The organism is Xanthobacter sp. BG11Y11_SDJG (genome assembly GCF_057364445.1).
The window spans coordinates 1-18,102 of sequence record NZ_JBNFNU010000042.1 but is presented as its reverse complement, the minus strand read 5'-3'; the positions used below and the strand labels follow the sequence as shown (position 1 = coordinate 18,102).

Genomic DNA, 18,102 nt, shown 5'->3' with positions numbered 1-18,102 from the left:
TGGTGGACAAGGTCTCGCTCGACTATCTCGCCGCTCGGGCGCGGACGAGGGCATCGCCCGCGCCGAGGCGCAGTTCGCGGCGGCGGACAACATGACCGACCGCATGGCCGCGCTCGCCGTGCTCGCCCAGCACGACCGACCGGAGCGCGCGGCGGCGCTCGACGCCTTCTATGCCCGCTTCGAGAGCGACGCGCTGGTGATCGACAAGTGGTTCACGCTCCAGGCCCAGATCCCCGAGGCGGGCACGCTGGAGCGGGTCAAGGCGCTGATGCTGCATCCCGCCTTCTCCATGGGCAATCCGAACCGGGTGCGGGCGCTCGTCGGCGCATTCGCGGCCACCAACCCGACCCAGTTCAACCGCGCCGACGGGGCCGGCCACGCCTTCCTCGCCGACGTGGTGCTGAGCCTCGACGCCAAGAACCCGCAGGTGGCCTCGCGCCTGCTCTCGGCCTTCAAGACCTGGCGCCAGTTGGAGCCGGGGCGCCGGGGCCATGCGGAAGCCGCGTTGCGGCGGGTCGCCGACACGCCGGGACTATCGCCGGACGTGGCCGACATCGCCACCCGCAGCCTGGGCTGAGGCACGTGCGCCGGCCGCCGGGCCGGCGCTCGCGCGGATCATGACGCGCGAGGCGGGCGCCGGCCATCCGCCCGTCACATCACCCCGCGCCGCAAGAGCTCCAGCGCGATCACGGCCACGGCGCAGAGCATGATCCGGCGGAAGGTGGTCTGCGAGAGGCGGTTGCGCATGAGGGTGCCGAGCCGCATGCCGGCGAGCAGCGGCACCAGGCCGAGCGTCGAGATCAGCGCCTCGCGCCAGCCGAGCGCGCCGTGCGCCACCAGCGTGACCATCAGCGGCACGCCGGTGAGAAAATAGACCGAGGCGCTGGTGCCGACGAAGACGTCCTTGTCCACCCGCAGCCACATGAAATAGAGGACCAGCGGCGGGCCGGGGAACGAGGACAGCCCGCCCAGAACGCCGATGCCGAAGCCTGCCAGAGGGTTCCACCGGCGCTCGTCGATCGTGAGGCGCCCCTCCGGCACCGGCACGAAGCCGAGCAGCGAGAACACCAGCAGCGCCGCCCCGAGCACCAGATAAAGCTGGTGCTGGTCGAGGCTCATGAGCAGGGAGGCGCCGATCACCGCCCCGGGCACAAGGGCGATCAGCAGCCATTTGAACCGTCCCAGCGCCGGCAGCACGGTCTTCAGCTCCGCCACCTGAACCAGGTTGCTCACCAGCACCGGAATACTGACGAGGGCGATGGCGCTGGGCACCGGCATGGTCAAAGACAGGATCGGCACGATGATGAGCGGCATGCCGATGCCGATCACGCCTTTCACGAAGCCGCCGAGGGCATAGGCCGAAGCGATGAGCGGCAGGCTGGTGGCGAGGATGTCCATGGGATCGTTCCGCGCCGGGCTGCGGCGCTCCGGCAACGTGGAGGCGGGCGGGCGAAGATCAGTTCGCCCGACACTCAAATACCTGAGAGCGAGAGCGTTTTCGCCCCAAACGACACCGGGATAGCGGGCGCGGCGGCTCAATGGCAGGCATGATCCCTCCCCCTGCGCCCCGGCGGGTGCCGATCCCCGCGCCGTCCATCCGCTGCGCCATCGCCTGCCGCCTCACATGGACGGCAGGAAGCGGCTGATGCAGGTCTCGCGCACGTCCAGCACCTCGCTGGAGGTCAGTTCGCCTGAGGCGACCGAGAGCGTGTAGTCGCCGAGCCGCCCGCCCACTTCTGCGAGCGGCTCGCCGCGCTCCAGCACGCCGGTGACGTCGAAGTCCACATTGTCGGCGAAGAAGTCGACGGTGTTGCGGTTGCCGGAGACCTTGATGGTGGTGGACACCATGGAGCCGATGGGATTGCCCACGCCGGTGGAGAACAGGCAGATCTGGCACCCGCCCGCGGCCAGCGCGGTGAGCGATTCCACCGCCGGCGCCGGGGTCGCCATGAAGTTGAGGCCCGCCTCGCGCGGCGCCTCGCCATAGGCCAGCACGCCCACCAGCGGCGACTTGCCGGCCTTCGCCATGGCGCCGAGCGCCTTCTCCTCGATGGTGGTGAGGCCGCCGAGGATGTTGTCCGGCGTCGGGTTCGAGCCGCGCAGGTCGATGCCGTGCGCCATGATCTCGCGCTCGAAGCCCTGCACCGCCTCCAGGAACTGAGCCTTCACCTGCGGCGAGCGGGCGCGCTCGGCGAACAGGTGTTCGGCGCCGAAGAATTCGGAGGTCTCCGAGATGATGACCGTGCCGCCCGCCGCCGCCACCCGGTCGGCGACCACGCCGATGGCCGGGTTGGAGGCGAGGCCCGACGTGGTGTCCGAGCCGCCGCACTCGACGCCGATGACCAGCTTGGACAGCGGGAATTCCGCCCGGCGCTGGCGCGAGGCCTCGCGCACCAGCCGGGCGGCGGCGCGGGTGCCTTCCGCGATGGCGTTGATGGTGCCGCCAACCTCCTGGATCACCACCGCCGCCACCGTCTTGCCGCAGGGCCGGATGCGCCGCGCCAGCGCTTCGGTCATGGCCCCTTCGAGGCCGATCAGCAGCACCGCGGCGATGTTGGGGTTGCGCGCCAGCCCGGCCAGCGTGTCGAGGGTGATGTCGAGGTCGCGCCCGAGCTGGCCGCGCACGAACAGCGTCGTCACGGGGATGGTGCCGAAGACCGCTTCCGACACCTTGCGGGTAACGGGGTTGCAATTGTCCATCACCGAGACGACGGCGACGTGGTTGCGCACGCCCACCGAGCCGTCCGGGCGGCCATAGCCGAGGAATGTCGCGCCGCTCATGCCGCCCTCCCGCTCACGTCGCCGCGCGCGCGCAGCGCCTCGACATTGTGGACATGCACATGCGCGCCCGCCGGGATGGCGGCGGTGGCACGGCCGATCACCTGGCCATATTTCAGGATGTCGCTTCCGGCGGCGATGTCGGCGAGCGCGATCTTGTGGCCGAAAGGCACGTCGCCCGCGAGCGTGACGCTGCCGGTCCGGGCGCCGGCGAGCGCCGCCGCCTCCCCCGTGCGGGCGGGATCGATGAGGGTGGCGACGTTGTCGCCGGGATCGAGGACGATGGCTCTCGGCATTGCGGTCATCCCTTGGTCAGGCATTGGAGCGGCGGGCAGCATCGGCGCGCACGAGGTCGGTGGACTTCCCGCCGATCATCATGGCCGGCGAGTTGGACGGGGAAGACGCCATGGCGGGCGGGCATCGCCGCGCATTGGGCGCAATCGCACGCCGCGCCAGACGCGACAGACCGGTCCTCCTTCACGGCGCCGTCTCCACGGGTGCGACGTTAAACGGCACGCCCGCCTTCTCTCCCGCGCGCATGAGGTCGCGACCGTCTCCGGCGGCAGCGGAATGCCCGTGCGCCGGCGCTCCATCTCCAAAGCTTGCGCGCGCTCGCCGGGATAGCGGCCCTCGGCACCGGAGGCAGCCTTGTAGGTCTCCATCCACTCGGCGAGGTGGGCGCCATAGGCCCCGGGCGGTGGCGAGCGCGGGGTTCACCAGCATCAGGAAGGCGCGACCCGGCTCGGCGCGCTGCCGCCGGTGGCGGCCATGGGCGGCGGCTTGGCGCCCGAGAGCGAGCCCGCGAAGCACTCCACCAGCATGGCGAGGCCGATGCCCTTGTGGCCCGCCACCGGGAGCATGGCGCCGCGCAGCGCCGCCTGGGCATCGGTGGTGGGGTTGCCCTCGGCATCGATGGCCCAGCCCTCGGGGATGGACCTGCCGGCGCGCGCCGCCATCACCACATTGCCGCGCGCGACGCCGCTGGTCGCCATGTCGAAGACCAAAGGCGCGCCGCCCGCCACGGGACTGGCGAAGGCGATGGGATTGTTGCCGATGGCGGCGCCGCGCGAACCCGGCAGCGCCATCACCGGCGGGGTGGACTGGACCATGAAGGCGAGCATGCCCTGGTCCGCCGCCTCGCCCACATAGAGGCCGAGCGCACCGAGATGGCCGACATCGTGGAGGATCGCCACCACGGCGCCGGTCTCGCGCGCCCGAGCCGCGGCGGCGTCCACCGCCATAAGGCCAGCGCCCTGGCCGAGCGCCCCGTCCGCATGGACGTGGAGCAGGCCGTTGCGATCCTCGAAGCGGACCTCGGCGCCCGCATTCAGTTCGCCGGCCATCAGCTTGTCCACATAGATCAGCACGCGGGCGACGCCGTGGGTGTCGATGCCCCGCGCATTGGTGCGCACGATCGCCCGCGCCGCGCGGTCGGCGAGCGTGGGCGCAACGCCGATGGCGGCAAAGACGGTCCCGAGCCAGTGCGCAAGCGGTTCCGTTGGATAGAACGTCTTCATGGGCTTGGCTCCGGCTCGGGATGCGCGTCAGGATCCCGACCGGGTGTGAACCGGCGGGAAGAACACGGCCTTCCAGTCCTCGGCCTTGTTCTTGATGGCGCCGTTGCGCTGCATGAACTCGGCATAGACCATCAGGTTCTGCGGCGAGGAGGTGAAGATCACGTCCGGGTCCTTGATCATCTCCTCCACGAAGTCGAGCGGAAGCTTCGACTTCTCGGCGGCGATGAACATCTCCGCCGCCTGGCGCGGGTTGGCCTTGATGAAGGCGTTCGCCTCCTCCAGCGCCGCCAGCACCACGTCGAAGTATTTCGGATAGGTCTTGAAGAACTTCTCCGTCGTCCACATGAGGATGAAGCTGGTTGAGCCGCCCATCACGTCGTAGGAGGTCAGGATGCGGCGCGCCTTCCCGTCCTTCACCTGCTGGTACATGAAGGGCGGGCTAGTGAAGTTGGCGGTGATCTCCGTGCCGCCGCTCATCATGGCGTTGTGGGCGTCCGGCGGCGCGACCGAGACAGTGAGCTTGTCGAGCTGGTTGTGTTTGCCCTTGCCGAACAGCTTCTCGGCCGCGATCTGCAGCGTCACCGCCTGGGTGGAGACGCCCACGGTCGGCACCGCGATGCGGTCCTTGTCCGTGAAGTCGGCGATGGTCTTCACGTTGGGGTTGATGGTGTTGAGATAGACCGGGATCGAGGAGACCGCGGCAATCCCCTTGATGTTCAGGTTGCCCTTGGTGCGGTCCCACACGGTGAGCAGCGGGCCGGGGCCGCCGGTGGCGAAGTCGAGGTTGCCGGAGAGCAGCGCCTCGGTCATGGCGGCGCCGCTCGCGAGCTGCATGTAGACGCCCTTCACCGGGCCCAGGCCGGCGGCGGCGGCCTGCTTCTCCACCAGCTTCTGCTGGTCCATCACGGTGATCGGCAGATAGGGGATGCCGAACCCCTTGGCGATGCGGATCTCGGTCAATTGCGCGCTCGCGGGTCCGGCGAGTGCGAGGAGGGCGGCGGCACCGGCCGCGGCGCCGACCATACGGCGCAAGGCGTTGGAAACGTTGGCGTTCATGTGCGTTTCTCCCTTCCGAACAGCCGCATTGGCGCGGTCTCGTTCCGATGTTGGACGGCGCCGGGCGATTGGCGTTGGGTGCGCCCGGCGCCGCCGGTCACGCGCTGCGGTAGAGCTTCGTCATCGAGAATTCCCGGTGGCGCAGCGTCTCCGAGCAGGTGTAGCGGCCGTCGCAGGTCCGCAGCGTCATGTCGATCAGCGCCTCGCCGGCCTGGTCGATGTTCATGCGCCGCTTCAGGAGGTCCGAGACGTCGAGGTCGATGTGCTCGGGCATGGTGCGGGCGGTGAGCGGGTTCGCGGTCAGCTTCACCACCGGCATGATGGGATTGCCCACCACGTTGCCCTGGCCGGTGGGGAAGAGGTGCACCACGAAGCCGCCGGCCGCCTGCACGGTGAGGCACTCGGCGGCGGCGCTGGAGGTGTCCATGTAATAGAGGCCCGGCCCCTTCTGGGGCGTCTCGGCCGGGCCGAGCACGTCGATATAGCGGCAGTTGCGGCCGATCTTCTCCAGGTTGCCGAACGCCTTCTCCTCGATGGTGGAGAGGCCGCCCGCCTTGTTGCCCTTGGAGGGCTGGCTGTCGAGCAGGTCGTCCACCTTGAAGCGCGTCACCTCGTCCTGGTAGTCCTGGAACACCTTCATGAACTTGGCGGCCACCTCGGGCGTCGCCGCCCGCGAGGCGCACAGGTGCTCGCCGCCGGTGATCTCGGTGGTCTCGCCGAAGCACAGGGTGGCGCCCTTGGCGTCGAACGTGTCGAACAGGTTGCCGACCGTCGGGCACGAGCCGAGGCCGGACGTGGTGTCGCTCTCGCCGCACTTGGTGGCGACCCACAATTCCTCGATCCCGGCCTTCACCCGCTGTTGCTCGGTGGACCACTTCACGAAGTCCTGCGCGGTCTTGGAGGCCGAGGCGATGGTCGCGAGCTCGCCGCGGCCCTCGATATGGAAGCCCGCCACCGGCTTGCCGGTCTTGGCGATGCCCTCGACGATCTTCTCGGTCCAGCCCGGCTCGATGCCGATCACCACCACGGCGGCGACATTGGGGTTCGCGCCGCAGCCGATGAGGGTTCGGAAATGCAGGTCGAGGTCCTCGCCATATTGCAGCCGGCCGTAGGAGTGGGGCAGCGCCATGGTGCCGAACACGAGGCGCTCGACGCCCTCGCAGCAGGCATTGGAGATGTCGTCCACCGGCAGGATGAGGACGTGGTTGCGCACGCCGACGCGACCGTTCTCGCGCCTGAAGCCGTAGAAATGATCGCGGGCCATCGTCACCACCTGTTGCTCTTGATGTTGTGGTAGTGGACGTAGCCGCCCACCGGGATCGCCTCGACCGCGCGGCCGACATTGTTGCCGTACTCGATCACGTTGGCGCCGTCGTCGATGGCCGCGAGCGCCACCTTGTGCCCGAGCGGGATGTCGGCGAGCACCGTGACGGTGGTGGTCTCGTCCGCATCCATCACCCAGCCCGTCAGGGTCTGGCCCGCTTTGACCCCCTCCACGACGACGACGCCGAGCGTGTCGCCCTTGTGGTGCACGAGGAAGTCCGGTTCCTCCATGGTCTCCTCCCGATATTATTTGTCTTTACTTTTCGTCTTCGGATTTTTTCTTGGCCCGCGGCGCCGACGGCTCCCGCTATCGTCGGCTGCGGCGCGCCGCGGTGTCTGTTGCCGGCACGCAGAGGCTAGTTCTGCATGCCCCACTTCTGGACGGTGTGCTTTTCGAGAGTGCGGAAGATCACACTCTCCACCAGGAGGCCGATGATGATGACCATCAGCAGGCCGGCGAAGACGTTGGCGGTGAGGAGCTGGTTGCGGTTCTCGAAGATGTACCAGCCGAGGCCGCCCGAGCGGGACGACACGCCGAACACCAGCTCCGCCGCGATCAGCGTGCGCCAGGCGAAGGCCCAGCCGATCTTCAGGCCGGCGAGGATGGAGGGGAAGGCGGCCGGGATCAGCAGCAGCACCACGTAGCGGATGCCCCGAAGCCCGTAATTCTGCCCCGCCATGCGCTGGGTCTGCGAGACCGACATGAAGCCGGTATGGGTGTTGAGTGCCACCGCCCACACCACCGAGTGCACGATGACGAAGACGAGGCTCGGAATGCCGAGGCCGAACCACAACAACGCCAGCGGCAGAAGCGCGATGGCCGGCAGCGGGTTGAACATGGCGGTCAGCGTCGACAGCACGTCGTTGCCGAGCCGCGTTGATACCGCGAGCGTGGTCAGCACGGCGGCGAGCGACAGGCCGACGCTGTAGCCGATCAGCAGCACCTGGATGGTCGTGAAGGTGCGGTCGATCAGCGGGCCGTGGACCGTCTCCTCGTAGAGCGCCCCCACCACCTCCGAGAAGGAGGGCAGCATCAGTGGGTTGTTGATCCAGCGCGCATAGAGTTCCCAGGCGAGCGCCAGCACCACGAGGATGCAAAGCCGCCTCAGCCAGGCATAGCCATACAGGCGCTCCCACAAAGAGAGCGGGCGCTCCACCGCGCCGACATAGCCGAGCTGGCGGCGATCGGCGGCACGCTCGGGGCGTACCGGGGGAACGCGGCGGCCGGCCGTGCCGGCGCCGTCGGACATCGAGACGTCAGCCATGTCGCACCTCCGCAGCTTCGGGCTCGAAGTCCTCGGCGAACAGCATTTCGTGGATGCGCAGCTGCAGCGACTGGAACTCGGTGCCGCCCTGGTGGGCGTGGGTGAATTCGTGGGAGTTCAGCTCGGCGCGCACCTGTCCCGGATGGGGCGAGAGCACGAGGATGCGCGAGCCGACGATGATCGCCTCCTCGATGGAGTGGGTGACGAACACCACGGTGAAACGCAGGTCGTCCCACAGCAGCAGCAGTTCCTCCTGCATCTTGCGGCGGGTGAGCGCGTCGAGCGCGGCGAACGGCTCGTCCATGAGCAGGATCTTCGGCTCCATGGCCATGGCGCGGGCGATGGCCACGCGTTGCTTCATGCCACCGGAGAGCATGTGCGGATGCACGTCGTGGAACTTGGTCAGGTTGACCTTGGCGATGGCGGCGAGCGCACGCTCGCGCGCCTCCTTGTGGCCCCAGCGGTGCGACACCAGCATGGGGAACATCACGTTCTCCAGCACCGTCTTCCACGGCAGAAGCTGGTCGAACTCCTGGAACACCATCATGCGGTCCGGGCCGGCCGGTCCACCACCTTGCCGTCGAGCCGAATCTCGCCCTCCACCGGCTTCATGAAGCCGGCGATGCCCTTGAGCAGGGTGGACTTGCCGCAGCCCGACGGCCCGAGCAGCACGAAGCGGTCGGCCTGGTGCACGTCGAAGCCCACCTGGTAGGTGGCGGTGACGAGATGGTCCTTGGTCTTGTACTGGAGCGTCACGCCCTCGACGCTGAGGACCGGTGTCTCCTGGCCGTGCTGGCGTCCGGCCGCTGCGGTGTAGTCGTATGCCGTACTCGTCCGTCCTTCCGGCGCGTGTGCGAGCATTGAATCCTCCCTCCGTCGAGCGCCCGGTGTTCCGGTGCGCGGCTGCTGGGCTGGTCAGGTCTCGACGATTGCGACCACCTGACCCTCTTGGATTGCGTCTCCCTCGGCTACGGTAATCTCAACCACCACGCCGCCATCTTCCACGATAACCGGAATTTCCATCTTCATGGATTCCAGAATCATCAAGGTATCCCCTTCCGCAACAGCCTGCTGCGGCTCAGTCAAAATCTTCCAGACCGTGCCGGTGATCTCAGATTTTATTTCCTGACGGCTCATTATTTCCTCTCATCATTCCAAAGCCAACGGGACCGCCGCGAATAATTTCATGGCGCCATGACCTCCATGCCGCCATAACTTCATGCCGCCATGACCTCCCCGACCAGGCCGGTATGCACCTGCCCGTCGCGGAACGCCTGCGAGCGCAGGATGGTCTGGAGCGCCGGGATGTTGGTCTTCACGCCCTCGATCACGAACGCGTCGAGCGCGGCGCAAAGGCGCTCGGTGGCGGCCGCGCGGGTGGCGCCGTGGGCGATCACCTTGGCCACCAGCGGGTCGTAGAAGGTGGAGATCCGGCAGCCCTCGCCATAGCCGGTCTCGACGCGGATGCCCTCCGGCACGCGGAACGTGGACAAAACGCCCGGCGAGGGCAGAAAGCGCTTGGGATCCTCGGCATAGACGCGCGCCTGCACCGCATGGCCGTTCACCTTCGGCGGCACGGGCAGCACGGCGTCGATGGGCTCGCCGGCGGCGAGGCGGATCTGGCTCGCGACGAGGTCGACGCCGGTGACTTCCTCGGTCACGCCGTGCTCCACCTGGAGGCGGGTGTTCATCTCCAGGAAGGAGAAGGTGCCGTCGGCGTCCATCAGCATCTCGACGGTGCCGATATTGTCGTAGCCGATGTCGGTGAGCACGCGCGCGATCTTCTCGCCGAGCGCCTCGATCACCGCGCGCGGCACGCCGGGGGCGACCGCCTCCTCGATGATCTTCTGGTTGCGGCGCTGGGCCGAGCAGTCGCGCTCGAACACGTGGCGCACGTTGCCGGCCCTGTCGCCCACCACCTGGAACTCGATGTGGCGCGGCGTGCGCATGAGCTTTTCGAGATAGATCTCGGCATTTGCGAAGCCGCGCTGGGCCATGGAGCGCGAGCGCTCCACCGCCGCCGCGAGCTGGCTTTCGTCGTGCACCGGCAGCATGCCGATGCCGCCGCCCCCGCCCGCCGGCTTCACCATCAGCGGGTAGCCGATGGTGCGGGCGGCGGCGAGCAGATCGTCGAGGTTCTCGCTCACGAGCTGGGTGCCCGGCGCCACCGGAAGCCCGTGCTCCGCCGCGAGGTCGCGGGCGCGGGTCTTGTGCCCCATGGCGCGGATGAATCGCGGCGCGGGGCCGACAAAGGCGATCCCGCGCTCGATCACCTTCTCGGCGAAGTCCGCATTCTCCGAAAGAAAACCGTAGCCCGGATGGATGGCGCGCGCGCCCACCGTCTCGGCCAGCGCCAGCACCTTCTCCTGGTCAAGATAGGATTGCGGGGCGGGACCGGGGCCGATCTCGTGCGCCTCGTCGGCCTCCTTGAGGAAGGGCAGGTCGGCGTCGGCCTCCGAATAGAGGCAGATGGAGCGCACGCCGAGCGCCTTGCAGGCGCGCACGATGCGGGCGGCGACGGCGCCGCGGTTGGCGATGAGGATGCTCTCGAACATGGGCGTCCTCCCTTCAGAAGCTCGTGGGCCAGGCGCGCATGAGGTGCTGGCCCACCCCGCCCGTCAGGCGCAGCTCGTGCGCCTCCAGCATCTGCGCCAGCCAGTCGCGGGTCTCCTCGGGCCGCACCACCGCCTGGGCGGCGTAGATGGAGGCGATGTCCCACACGCTGGTCTCGCGCTGCATCTTCGCGAGCGCCGCGTCATAAGCGGGGTCGCCCGCCTCCGCGCCGGTGACGACCGAGGCGGCGAAGGCCGGCTCCATGAACGAGATCTCGGCGGTGGGCCACACCGCCATCTCGTCCGAGTTCCGCCCGCCGCCCATGTTGAGATAGGCCTGCCCGTAGCTCTTGCGCACCACCACCGAGAGTTTCGGCACGGTGCAGAGCGCGAGCGCGTTCATGAAGTTCATGATCTTGCCCGGCGCGCGGCGCTGCTCGGCCTCCTTGCCGATGATGAAGCCGGGCGTGTCCACCAGGATCACCACCGGGATGTTGAAGCTGTCGGCCATCACGAGAAGGCTTGTGCCCTTCTCGCAGGCGTCGGTGTCCATGGCGCCGCCCTTGTGGAGCGGGTTGTTGGCGATGATCGCCACGGTGCGCCCGTCGATGCGCGCAAGCCCCGTCAGCAGCGCCTTGCCGAAGCGCGCCTTCAGCTCGAAGAAGCTGTCCTTGTCGACGATGGTGCGCACGATCTTGCGCATGTCGTAGACCTGGGTGCGCTTCTCCGGCATCAGATCGAGGATGCCGCCCATGTCGGCGCCGGAGCCTTCCGGCACGCTGGCGCGTGGCGGCGCCTGGCGGTGGTGTGCCGGCATGTAGGAGAGGAAGGTCTTCACCGCGTCGAGCGCCTGCTGGTCGGTGTCCACCACGAGGTCGGCGAGGCCCGTCGTCTCGGCGTGCAGGCGCCAGCCGCCCAGTTCCTCGGGGTCGATCTTCTCGTTCACCGCCTTGGAGACGAGCAGCGGGCTCGACACCGCGAACACCGCGCCCTTGCGCATCACGTTGAAGTCGGAGAGGCACGCATACCAGGAGGACGAGCCGAAGCAGGGACCGAGCACGGCGGAGGCCCATGGCGTCTCGCGCATGCGCTGGTACTGGGTCGGGTCGTTGCCCAGCATGGTGCCCATGCCGGCGGCGCCCATGGTGTCGGGCATGCGGGCGCCGGAGGATTCGCCGAGGAACACGATGGGCATGCCGCGCGCCGTGGCGGTGCGCTTCATATGGCCGATCTTGCGCCCGTTCACCGCGCTGGAGGAGGCGCCCTTCACCGTGAAGTCGTTGGAGACCACCGCCACCTGGCGGCCGGCGATCTTGCCGTAGCCGGCAATCTTGCCGTCCGCCGGCGTGCGGCCGCGCTCCTCGGGCAGGATGGAGGTGCCGAACAGGCCGCTCTCCACGAACGAGCCGGCATCGAGCAAATGCGCGACCCGCTCGCGGGCATCCAGCTGGCCCTTCTCGCGGCGCGCGGCGAGCTTGGCCTCGCCGCCCATGGCGAGGGCCTGCGCCTTGCGGGCGTCGTATTCGCAGAGCTGGGCGTCCTTCATGGTGGTCATGCCGAAATCCGCTCCCCCTTCGCCGCGTCGTGGGCGGCCTTGTCCTGTTGAATGACGCCGGTCCGTTCGAGCGCGTCGAGTTCGGCGCCGGCGGTGCCGAGCCAGTCGGCGAGCACGGCGCGCGTGTCCTGGCCGATGCGCCGGCCGGCATGGCGCACCGCGCCCGCGGTCTGCGACATCACCGGCGCGATGCCGGGGATCACCACCTCGCCGAACTCCGCGCTCGGCGCCTTCACCAGCATGCCGCGCGCCGCGTAGTGCGGATCGGCGAAGATGTCGGCCATGGTGAAGATGCGCGTCGCCGGCACCGCGGCGTCGATCAGCAGCGCCTCCAGCTCGGCGCGCGGCAGGGTCGCGGTCCAGTCGGCGATGATGGCGTCAAGCGCGTCCACGTTGCCCACGCGCTGCTTCGCCTTGGCGAAGCGCGGGTCGGCGGAAAGGTCCGCCCGCCCCATGGCGGCGGCGAGGCGCGCGAACACCGCGTCGCCCATGGCGGTGATGTGGACGAAGCTGTCGTCGGCGGTGGGATAGAGGTTGTTCGGCACGCTGCCCGGCAGCGCCGAGCCGGTCCGCCCCGCCACGTGGCCGAGCTTGTCGTAGGCCGGGACGTGCGGCTCCATGAAGGAGAAGGCGCATTCCGAGAGCGCCGCGTCCACCACCTGCCCGCGCCCGGTGCGGGTGCGGGCGAGCAGCGCCATGGAGGCGCCGAAGGCGGCATAGAGGCCGGTGATGTAGTCGGTGAGCGAGACCGAGACGCGGGCCGGCGGGCGGTCCGGATCGCCGGTGATATGGCGCATGCCGCTCACCGCCTCGCCGATCACCCCGTAGCCCGGCCGCGTGCTGTAGGGTCCGGTCTGGCCGAAGCCGGAGATGCGCACCAGAACGAGGCCGGGATTGGCACGGCTGAGCACGTCGTAGCCCATGCCCCACTTCTCCAGCGAGCCGGGGCGGAAATTCTCCACCAGCACGTCGCAGCGCGCCGCCATCTCGCGCACCAGCGCGCGGCCGGCGTCGGTGCGCATGTCGAGGCTGACCAGGCGCTTGTTGCGGAAGATGCTGGCGGCATAGAGGGACTTGCCCTCCATCATCTTGCCCATGGTGCGCACCACGTCGCCCTCGGGCGGCTCGACCTTCACTACCTCGGCGCCGAAATCGGCCAGAAGGCGGCCGCAGAACGGCCCCGCGACGGTGGAGCCGAGCTCCAGCACCTTCATGCCGGAAAGCGGGCCGGCGCCGGGGGAGATGGGGCTCGGATCGCTCACAGGACGTAGGCCTCGAACCTTTTGAGGAAGGACTTGGCGCTGCGGATGTTGGCGCGCGCGCAGCGCTCCGCCTCGTCCGGATCGCCGGCGCGCAGCGCCGCGAGCGTCGCCCGGTGCTCGGCGAGGCCGGTCGCCATGCGGCCCGGCAGCACGATGATGCGGCGGATGATGACCTTGGTCTGGTCGCGGATGGAATCGAGCGCGTCGCTCAGCACCGGATTGGCGGCGCAGGTGACGAGGCGGCGGCGGAAGCCGTCCAGCTCGGTGACGAAGGCGCTCACGTTCGCATCCTCCACATAGCGCGCCATGGGGCCGTCGAAGGTCTCGGTCAGGTCCTGCCACGAGGCCGGGTCCGCCTTCTCGGCGGCGAGCCGCGCGCACAGGCCCTCCAGCATCTCGCGCACCTCGTAGAGCGCGAACACCTGCTCCACCTCCAGGCGGACCACCACCGCGCCGCGGTTGGGCTCGCGGCGGATCAGGCGGCGCTGCTCGAGGAAGCCGAGCACCTCGCGGATGCAGGCGCGGGAGACGTCGAACTCCTCCGCAAGCTCCACCTCCTGGAGCTTGCTGCCGGGCGGCAACTGATGCCCCGAGATGCGCTCCCGCAGGATCAAAGCCACCTCTGCCGCCGTGCGACCGTCACGCGCCTTCCCCACGAAAACCTCCGTTCCTCAGAAGCGTCTTGACGCCATGAAAGTTACATTCAACACTTCTGTCAACAAAAGTATCTGCATTATCGCACTGCAAAAGTCGACAAAAGTGTCGACACAATAAAAAGAGGGAGGCCGATGACCGGTGCCGCCAGCGGCTGGGAGCCGAAAACCCATTGTATTGAAATATTTTATGTGACGCCGGCGGGCCTTCTGCCGGGCCGTCGCCGGCCGTTCGAGCATGGCCAAGCCCGCGATGCGGCGACGCAAAATTCCAGAAAGGCCTTCGCATACGCAACATCATTGCGCGCTCCGCATTCCGCCGCCGCGCCGCCCGCCCCCTCCCTACGCCTGGGAAGACCGATCATGAATGAGCGCCCCGCCCCGCCCGAAAGCTGGGCTGCCGAAGCCGCCGAGATCGCCGAACGCCGCCGCCATGCCGAGGGCCTCGGCGGACCGGAAGCGATCGCCAAGCACCATTCGCTCGGCCGCCTGACCATCCGCGAGCGCATCGGCGGCCTGGTGGATCAAGGCTCGTTCCAGGAGGTGGGCAGCCTGACCGGCCAGGCCCGCTACGAGGACGGCAAGCTCGTGGGCGTCACCCCGGCACCCTACGTGATGGGCCTCGCGCAGATCGACGGCCGGCCCGTCGCCGTGGGCGGCGAGGACTTCACCGTGCGCGGCGGCACCAGCTGGGGCGGCTTCCGTCGCAAGGGCGGCCAGGGCGGGTTCGTGGAGGACCTCGCCGCCAACTACCGCATTCCCTTGGTGAGCCTGATCGACGGCGCCGGCGGCACGGTGACGAGCGCGCGCCGGCGCGGCTACACCGTGTTCCCCGGCGTCGACAGCTTCGACCGCTCCATCGAGCTGCTCGGCAAGGTCCCGGTGGTGTGCGCGGTCATGGGCACCGCCGCGGGCGGCCCGGCCGGCGCGCCATCCTCGCCCACTGGTCGGTGATGGTGAAGGGCACGAGCCAGGTGTTCGCCGCCGGCCCGCCTGTGGTGGAGCGCTCGCTCGGCCAGAAGATCGACAAGGAGGAGCTGGGCGGCGCCGCGGTGGCGGTGGACGTGGCCGGCACCATCGACAATTTCGCCAAGGACGAGGCCGCCTGCCTGGAGATGATCCGGCGCTACCTCTCCTTCATGCCCGCCAATGTGTGGGAACTGCCGCCGGTGGTGACGACCGGCGACCCGGTGGACCGCATGGAGGAGGCCCTCCTCTCCATCGTTCCGCGCGAGCGCGCCGCCCCTACGACATGCGCCGGCTGATCAAGCTGATCGTGGACAGGGACTCGGGGTTCGAGATCCAGCCCTCGTTCGGCAAGTCGGTCATCACCCAGTTCGCGCGGCTGAACGGCAAGGTGGTCGGCATCGTCGCCAACAATCCCATGGTCAATGGCGGCGCCATGGACGTGAAGGCGGCGCGCAAGCAGACCCATTTCATGGAGCTGTGCGACTGCTTCAACATCCCGCTGATCTTCCTGGTGGACGTGCCGGGCTTCATGGTGGGCCAGCAGGCGGAGGTCGCCGCCACCCTGCGCGAGGGCATGCGCTGCGTCTATGTGGGCGGGCAGCTCTCGGTGCCCACCATCACGCTGGTGATCCGCAAGTGCTACGGCATGGCCGGCATGGCCACCACCTCCAAGCGCGGCCTCGACCTCAAGATCGCCTGGCCCTCGGGCGAATGGGGCTCGCTGCCGGTGGAGGGCGGCGTCGCCGCCGCCTTCAAGCGCGAGATCCAGGCCGCGCCCGACCCGCTGGCGCGCGAGCGCGAGATCGAGGCGGAGTTGCGCGCGCTGGCCTCGCCTTTGCGCACCGCCGAGGCGTTCGCGGTGGAGGACGTGATCGATCCGCGGGAGACGCGGCCCTACCTCATCCGCTTCATCGACGCCGCGCAGGGCGCGCTGGCGCAGAACGTGGGTCCCAAGCTCAAGGCCGGCGTCCGGCCCTGACGAAGCCGCCACAGAGCGGCCAAAGCCGGCGGCAGTCCGCCGGCCAATGCAACGACAAGAGGAGGAAGACCATGGGCGTTTTCACCCGCAGGGCAGCCTTCGCGCTCGCCCTCGCCGCCGGGGCCGCGCTCGCCGCGCCGGCTCATGCCGAAGTATCCAAGATCCGCATCGCCAAGGGCTTCGGCATCAGCTACCTGCCGCTCTTGGTGATGGAGCACGAGAAGCTGTTCGAGAAGCACGCCAAGGCGGCGGGGCTGGACAGCACGTCCGAATGGCTGGTGGTGGACGGCGGCACGGTGCAGGCCAATCTGCTGATCGGCGGCAACCTGGAGATTTCTTCCGGCGGCCTCGGCCCGCTCATCACGGTGTGGGACCGCACCAAGGGCAACCTGGACGTGAAGGGCATCGCCTCGATCAATTCGATGCCGCTCTATCTCAACACCATCAATCCCGACGTGAAGACCATCAAGGACTTCACCGACAAGGACCGGATCGCGCTGCCGGTGGTGCGCACCTCGATCCAGGCCGTGGTGCTGCAGATGGCGGCGGAGAAGGCGTTCGGCCCCGGCAAGGCCAACGAACTGGACCGCCTGACGGTCGCCATGGCGCACCCGGACGGCGCGGCGGCGCTGATGTCCGGCCGCACCGAGGTGACGGCCCACCTCACCGCACCGCCCTTCATGTACCAGGAACTGCGCGACCCGAAGGTGCACCGGGTGTTCTCCTCCTACGATGTGGTGGGCGAGCCGCACACCTTCAACGCGGTGTGGACCACCGCGAAGTTCCGCAACGAGAATCCCAAGACCTATGCAGCCTTCGTCGCCGGACTCAACGAGGCGATCGAGAAGATCAACGCCGACAAGCTGAAATATGCCCGCTTCTACAAGGAATACGACAAGTCGAAGCTGGACCAGGCCTTCATCGACGAGATCATCACCAAGCCGGAGGTGATCTATACGATGACCCCCCAGGGCACCATGGCGTTTGCGAAATTCCTCAACCAGGTGGGCTCGGTCAAAAACAAGCCCGCCGGTTGGCAGGATCTCTTCTTCCCCGAAGCGCACCAGCTCAAGGGAAGCTAGGACCTGCCGCACTGCGGCCGGGCCAGCCCTGACCGCCCGGCCGCTCTTCCTTTTGCCTGCCCGGCGCGAACCCTAGCGCCGGGCAGGCGCACCCTCCCCCTTGCCAAGGCCCCGCCATGCCTGCCGTTGTCATCACCGAGTTCATGGACCAGGACGGCGTCGACCTGATTGCCGCGCGCCACGAGACCGTCTACGACCCCGATCTGGTGGACCGCCCGGCGGCGCTCGCCGCCCTGCTCGCCGATTGCCGCGGCCTGATCGTGCGCAACCGCACGCAGGTGCGCCCGCCCCTGCTGGCGCAGGCGCCGCATTTGAGGACCGTGGGCCGGCTCGGCGTCGGCCTCGACAATATCGACCTTGCCGCCTGCGCCGCCGCCGGCATCAGCGTGCTGCCGGCCACCGGCACCAATGACGAGACGGTGGCGGAGTTCGTGATGGGGGCGCTGCTCAGCCTCACCCGCGGCGGCGCCTTCCAGGCGACCGCTGAGGTCGCGCCGGCGCCTGGCCGCGCACCCGCTTCAAGGCGCGCGATGCCAAGGGGCTGACGCTCGGCCTCGTCGGCTTCGGCGCCATCGCCCGCCAGGTGGCGAAGCGCGCCAAGGCGTTCGGCATCGCGGTCTCGGCCTATGACCCCTATGTGCCCGAAGGCGACCCGGCCTGGGCGCAGGCGGACCGGCGCTGCGCCGATGTGGAGAGCCTGTTGGCAGGCTCGGATATCCTGAGCATCCACGTGCCGCTGACCGACGCGACGCGCCATCTCATCGATGCCGCGGCGCTGGCCCGGCTGCCGGCCGGGGCCTACCTGATCAACACCGCGCGCGGCGGCATCGTCGACGAGCCGGCGCTGGCGGCGGCGCTGAAATCCGGCGCCCTCGCCGGCGCCATGCTGGACGTGATGGAGACCGAGCCCGTGGCGGCCGGCTCGCATCTCGCCGACGTGCCCAACCTTCTGCTCTCGCCCCACATCGCCGGCATTACCAAGGACGCGGTGCTGCGCGCCAGCCTCCTGGTGGCCGAGAATGTCGCCCGGGTTCTGGAGGGCGCAACGCCCACGGTCGCCGACGCGGCGCAGGGCCGCTAACGGCTCCCAATGGCGCGGGCAGGCGCCCCG

The 18,102-nt window shown here is 68.9% G+C and carries 18 protein-coding genes and 2 pseudogenes; 6 read left to right on the top strand and 14 right to left on the bottom strand.

Features of this window, described 5'->3' with window-relative positions:
• On the top strand, positions 1-577 hold a 577-nt coding region (locus AC2W7M_RS06465; RefSeq protein ID WP_486131016.1), incomplete at its 5' end, for an aminopeptidase N C-terminal domain-containing protein.
• Positions 578-651: 74 nt separating this feature from the next.
• Here AC2W7M_RS06465 and AC2W7M_RS06460 read toward each other — a convergent pair.
• From AC2W7M_RS06460 to AC2W7M_RS06395, 14 genes and pseudogenes are all read right to left on the bottom strand, one after another.
• On the bottom strand, positions 652-1,398 hold the full coding sequence (locus AC2W7M_RS06460; RefSeq protein WP_486131014.1) for a sulfite exporter TauE/SafE family protein: 747 nt from the start codon (positions 1,396-1,398) through the stop codon (positions 652-654).
• Positions 1,399-1,620: 222 nt separating this feature from the next.
• Complete coding sequence (locus tag AC2W7M_RS06455; protein ID WP_486131013.1) at positions 1,621-2,781, bottom strand: UxaA family hydrolase; 1,161 nt, start codon at positions 2,779-2,781, stop codon at positions 1,621-1,623.
• Positions 2,778-3,074 (bottom strand): UxaA family hydrolase, encoded by a 297-nt coding sequence (locus tag AC2W7M_RS06450; protein WP_486131011.1) that lies wholly within the window; start codon positions 3,072-3,074, stop codon positions 2,778-2,780. The genes AC2W7M_RS06455 and AC2W7M_RS06450 overlap by 4 nt, the downstream gene beginning before the upstream one ends.
• Before the next feature lie 426 nt (positions 3,075-3,500).
• The gene (locus AC2W7M_RS06445; RefSeq protein WP_486131009.1) at positions 3,501-4,295 is read right to left on the bottom strand and encodes an Ldh family oxidoreductase; all 795 of its coding nucleotides are present in this window, start codon (positions 4,293-4,295) and stop codon (positions 3,501-3,503) included.
• 27 nt (positions 4,296-4,322) lie between these two features.
• Positions 4,323-5,351, bottom strand: a complete 1,029-nt coding sequence (locus AC2W7M_RS06440) for an ABC transporter substrate-binding protein (RefSeq protein ID WP_486131007.1) — start codon at positions 5,349-5,351, stop codon at positions 4,323-4,325.
• A 97-nt stretch (positions 5,352-5,448) separates the two neighbouring features.
• Positions 5,449-6,615, bottom strand: coding sequence for a UxaA family hydrolase (locus AC2W7M_RS06435; RefSeq protein ID WP_486131022.1), 1,167 nt, complete (start codon positions 6,613-6,615; stop codon positions 5,449-5,451).
• A gap of 2 nt (positions 6,616-6,617) precedes the next feature.
• Positions 6,618-6,905 carry a UxaA family hydrolase gene (locus AC2W7M_RS06430; protein WP_486131005.1) on the bottom strand — a complete coding sequence of 96 codons (288 nt, stop codon included), beginning with the start codon at positions 6,903-6,905 and terminating at the stop codon, positions 6,618-6,620.
• A 125-nt stretch (positions 6,906-7,030) separates the two neighbouring features.
• Positions 7,031-7,924: an ABC transporter permease gene (locus AC2W7M_RS06425; RefSeq protein ID WP_486131020.1), complete on the bottom strand. Its 894-nt coding sequence runs from the start codon at positions 7,922-7,924 to the stop codon at positions 7,031-7,033.
• Between the two features lie 7 nt (positions 7,925-7,931).
• Positions 7,932-8,800: pseudogene (locus AC2W7M_RS06420) on the bottom strand (ABC transporter ATP-binding protein).
• Positions 8,801-8,854: 54 nt separating this feature from the next.
• Positions 8,855-9,076 (bottom strand): biotin/lipoyl-binding carrier protein, encoded by a 222-nt coding sequence (locus AC2W7M_RS06415; RefSeq protein WP_486131003.1) that lies wholly within the window; start codon positions 9,074-9,076, stop codon positions 8,855-8,857.
• A gap of 80 nt (positions 9,077-9,156) precedes the next feature.
• Positions 9,157-10,494 carry an acetyl-CoA carboxylase biotin carboxylase subunit gene (locus tag AC2W7M_RS06410; RefSeq protein WP_486131001.1) on the bottom strand — a complete coding sequence of 446 codons (1,338 nt, stop codon included), beginning with the start codon at positions 10,492-10,494 and terminating at the stop codon, positions 9,157-9,159.
• 13 nt (positions 10,495-10,507) lie between these two features.
• Positions 10,508-12,046: an acyl-CoA carboxylase subunit beta gene (locus AC2W7M_RS06405; protein WP_486131000.1), complete on the bottom strand. Its 1,539-nt coding sequence runs from the start codon at positions 12,044-12,046 to the stop codon at positions 10,508-10,510.
• Positions 12,043-13,308 (bottom strand): CaiB/BaiF CoA transferase family protein, encoded by a 1,266-nt coding sequence (locus tag AC2W7M_RS06400; protein WP_486130998.1) that lies wholly within the window; start codon positions 13,306-13,308, stop codon positions 12,043-12,045. The genes AC2W7M_RS06405 and AC2W7M_RS06400 overlap by 4 nt, the downstream gene beginning before the upstream one ends.
• The gene (locus AC2W7M_RS06395; RefSeq protein WP_486130997.1) at positions 13,305-13,928 is read right to left on the bottom strand and encodes a GntR family transcriptional regulator; all 624 of its coding nucleotides are present in this window, start codon (positions 13,926-13,928) and stop codon (positions 13,305-13,307) included. The genes AC2W7M_RS06400 and AC2W7M_RS06395 overlap by 4 nt, the downstream gene beginning before the upstream one ends.
• A gap of 396 nt (positions 13,929-14,324) precedes the next feature.
• Here AC2W7M_RS06395 and AC2W7M_RS06390 point away from each other — a divergent pair, with 396 nt between their 5' ends.
• From AC2W7M_RS06390 to AC2W7M_RS06370, 5 genes and pseudogenes are all read left to right on the top strand, one after another.
• Positions 14,325-14,915 (top strand): carboxyl transferase domain-containing protein, encoded by a 591-nt coding sequence (locus AC2W7M_RS06390; RefSeq protein ID WP_486130996.1) that lies wholly within the window; start codon positions 14,325-14,327, stop codon positions 14,913-14,915.
• Positions 14,915-15,909, top strand: a pseudogene (locus AC2W7M_RS06385) (acyl-CoA carboxylase subunit beta). Before AC2W7M_RS06390 ends, AC2W7M_RS06385 begins: the two are co-directional and overlap by 1 nt.
• 71 nt (positions 15,910-15,980) lie before the next feature.
• The gene (locus AC2W7M_RS06380) at positions 15,981-16,991 is read left to right on the top strand and encodes an ABC transporter substrate-binding protein (RefSeq protein ID WP_486130994.1); all 1,011 of its coding nucleotides are present in this window, start codon (positions 15,981-15,983) and stop codon (positions 16,989-16,991) included.
• A 116-nt stretch (positions 16,992-17,107) separates the two neighbouring features.
• A complete protein-coding gene (locus tag AC2W7M_RS06375) occupies positions 17,108-17,536 on the top strand; it encodes a Rossmann-fold NAD(P)-binding domain-containing protein (RefSeq protein ID WP_486130992.1) in 429 nt (142 codons plus the stop codon).
• Positions 17,533-18,072, top strand: a complete 540-nt coding sequence (locus tag AC2W7M_RS06370; protein ID WP_486131018.1) for an NAD(P)-dependent oxidoreductase — start codon at positions 17,533-17,535, stop codon at positions 18,070-18,072. Before AC2W7M_RS06375 ends, AC2W7M_RS06370 begins: the two co-directional genes overlap by 4 nt.
• Positions 18,073-18,102: the final 30 nt, after the last annotated feature.

Bases quoted from the DNA above. Each gene is read 5' to 3' on its own strand.
- AC2W7M_RS06460 (WP_486131014.1), bottom strand. From the start codon at position 1,398: ATGGACATCCTCGCCACCAGCCTGCCGCTCATCGCTTCGGCCTATGCC.
- AC2W7M_RS06455 (WP_486131013.1), bottom strand. From the start codon at position 2,781: ATGAGCGGCGCGACATTCCTCGGCTATGGCCGCCCGGACGGCTCGGTG.
- AC2W7M_RS06450 (WP_486131011.1), bottom strand. From the start codon at position 3,074: ATGCCGAGAGCCATCGTCCTCGATCCCGGCGACAACGTCGCCACCCTC.
- AC2W7M_RS06445 (WP_486131009.1), bottom strand. From the start codon at position 4,295: ATGAAGACGTTCTATCCAACGGAACCGCTTGCGCACTGGCTCGGGACC.
- AC2W7M_RS06440 (WP_486131007.1), bottom strand. From the start codon at position 5,351: ATGAACGCCAACGTTTCCAACGCCTTGCGCCGTATGGTCGGCGCCGCG.
- AC2W7M_RS06435 (WP_486131022.1), bottom strand. From the start codon at position 6,615: ATGGCCCGCGATCATTTCTACGGCTTCAGGCGCGAGAACGGTCGCGTC.
- AC2W7M_RS06430 (WP_486131005.1), bottom strand. From the start codon at position 6,905: ATGGAGGAACCGGACTTCCTCGTGCACCACAAGGGCGACACGCTCGGC.
- AC2W7M_RS06425 (WP_486131020.1), bottom strand. From the start codon at position 7,924: ATGTCCGACGGCGCCGGCACGGCCGGCCGCCGCGTTCCCCCGGTACGC.
- AC2W7M_RS06415 (WP_486131003.1), bottom strand. From the start codon at position 9,076: ATGAGCCGTCAGGAAATAAAATCTGAGATCACCGGCACGGTCTGGAAG.
- AC2W7M_RS06410 (WP_486131001.1), bottom strand. From the start codon at position 10,494: ATGTTCGAGAGCATCCTCATCGCCAACCGCGGCGCCGTCGCCGCCCGC.
- AC2W7M_RS06405 (WP_486131000.1), bottom strand. From the start codon at position 12,046: ATGACCACCATGAAGGACGCCCAGCTCTGCGAATACGACGCCCGCAAG.
- AC2W7M_RS06390 (WP_486130996.1), top strand. From the start codon at position 14,325: ATGAATGAGCGCCCCGCCCCGCCCGAAAGCTGGGCTGCCGAAGCCGCC.
- AC2W7M_RS06380 (WP_486130994.1), top strand. From the start codon at position 15,981: ATGGGCGTTTTCACCCGCAGGGCAGCCTTCGCGCTCGCCCTCGCCGCC.
- AC2W7M_RS06375 (WP_486130992.1), top strand. From the start codon at position 17,108: ATGCCTGCCGTTGTCATCACCGAGTTCATGGACCAGGACGGCGTCGAC.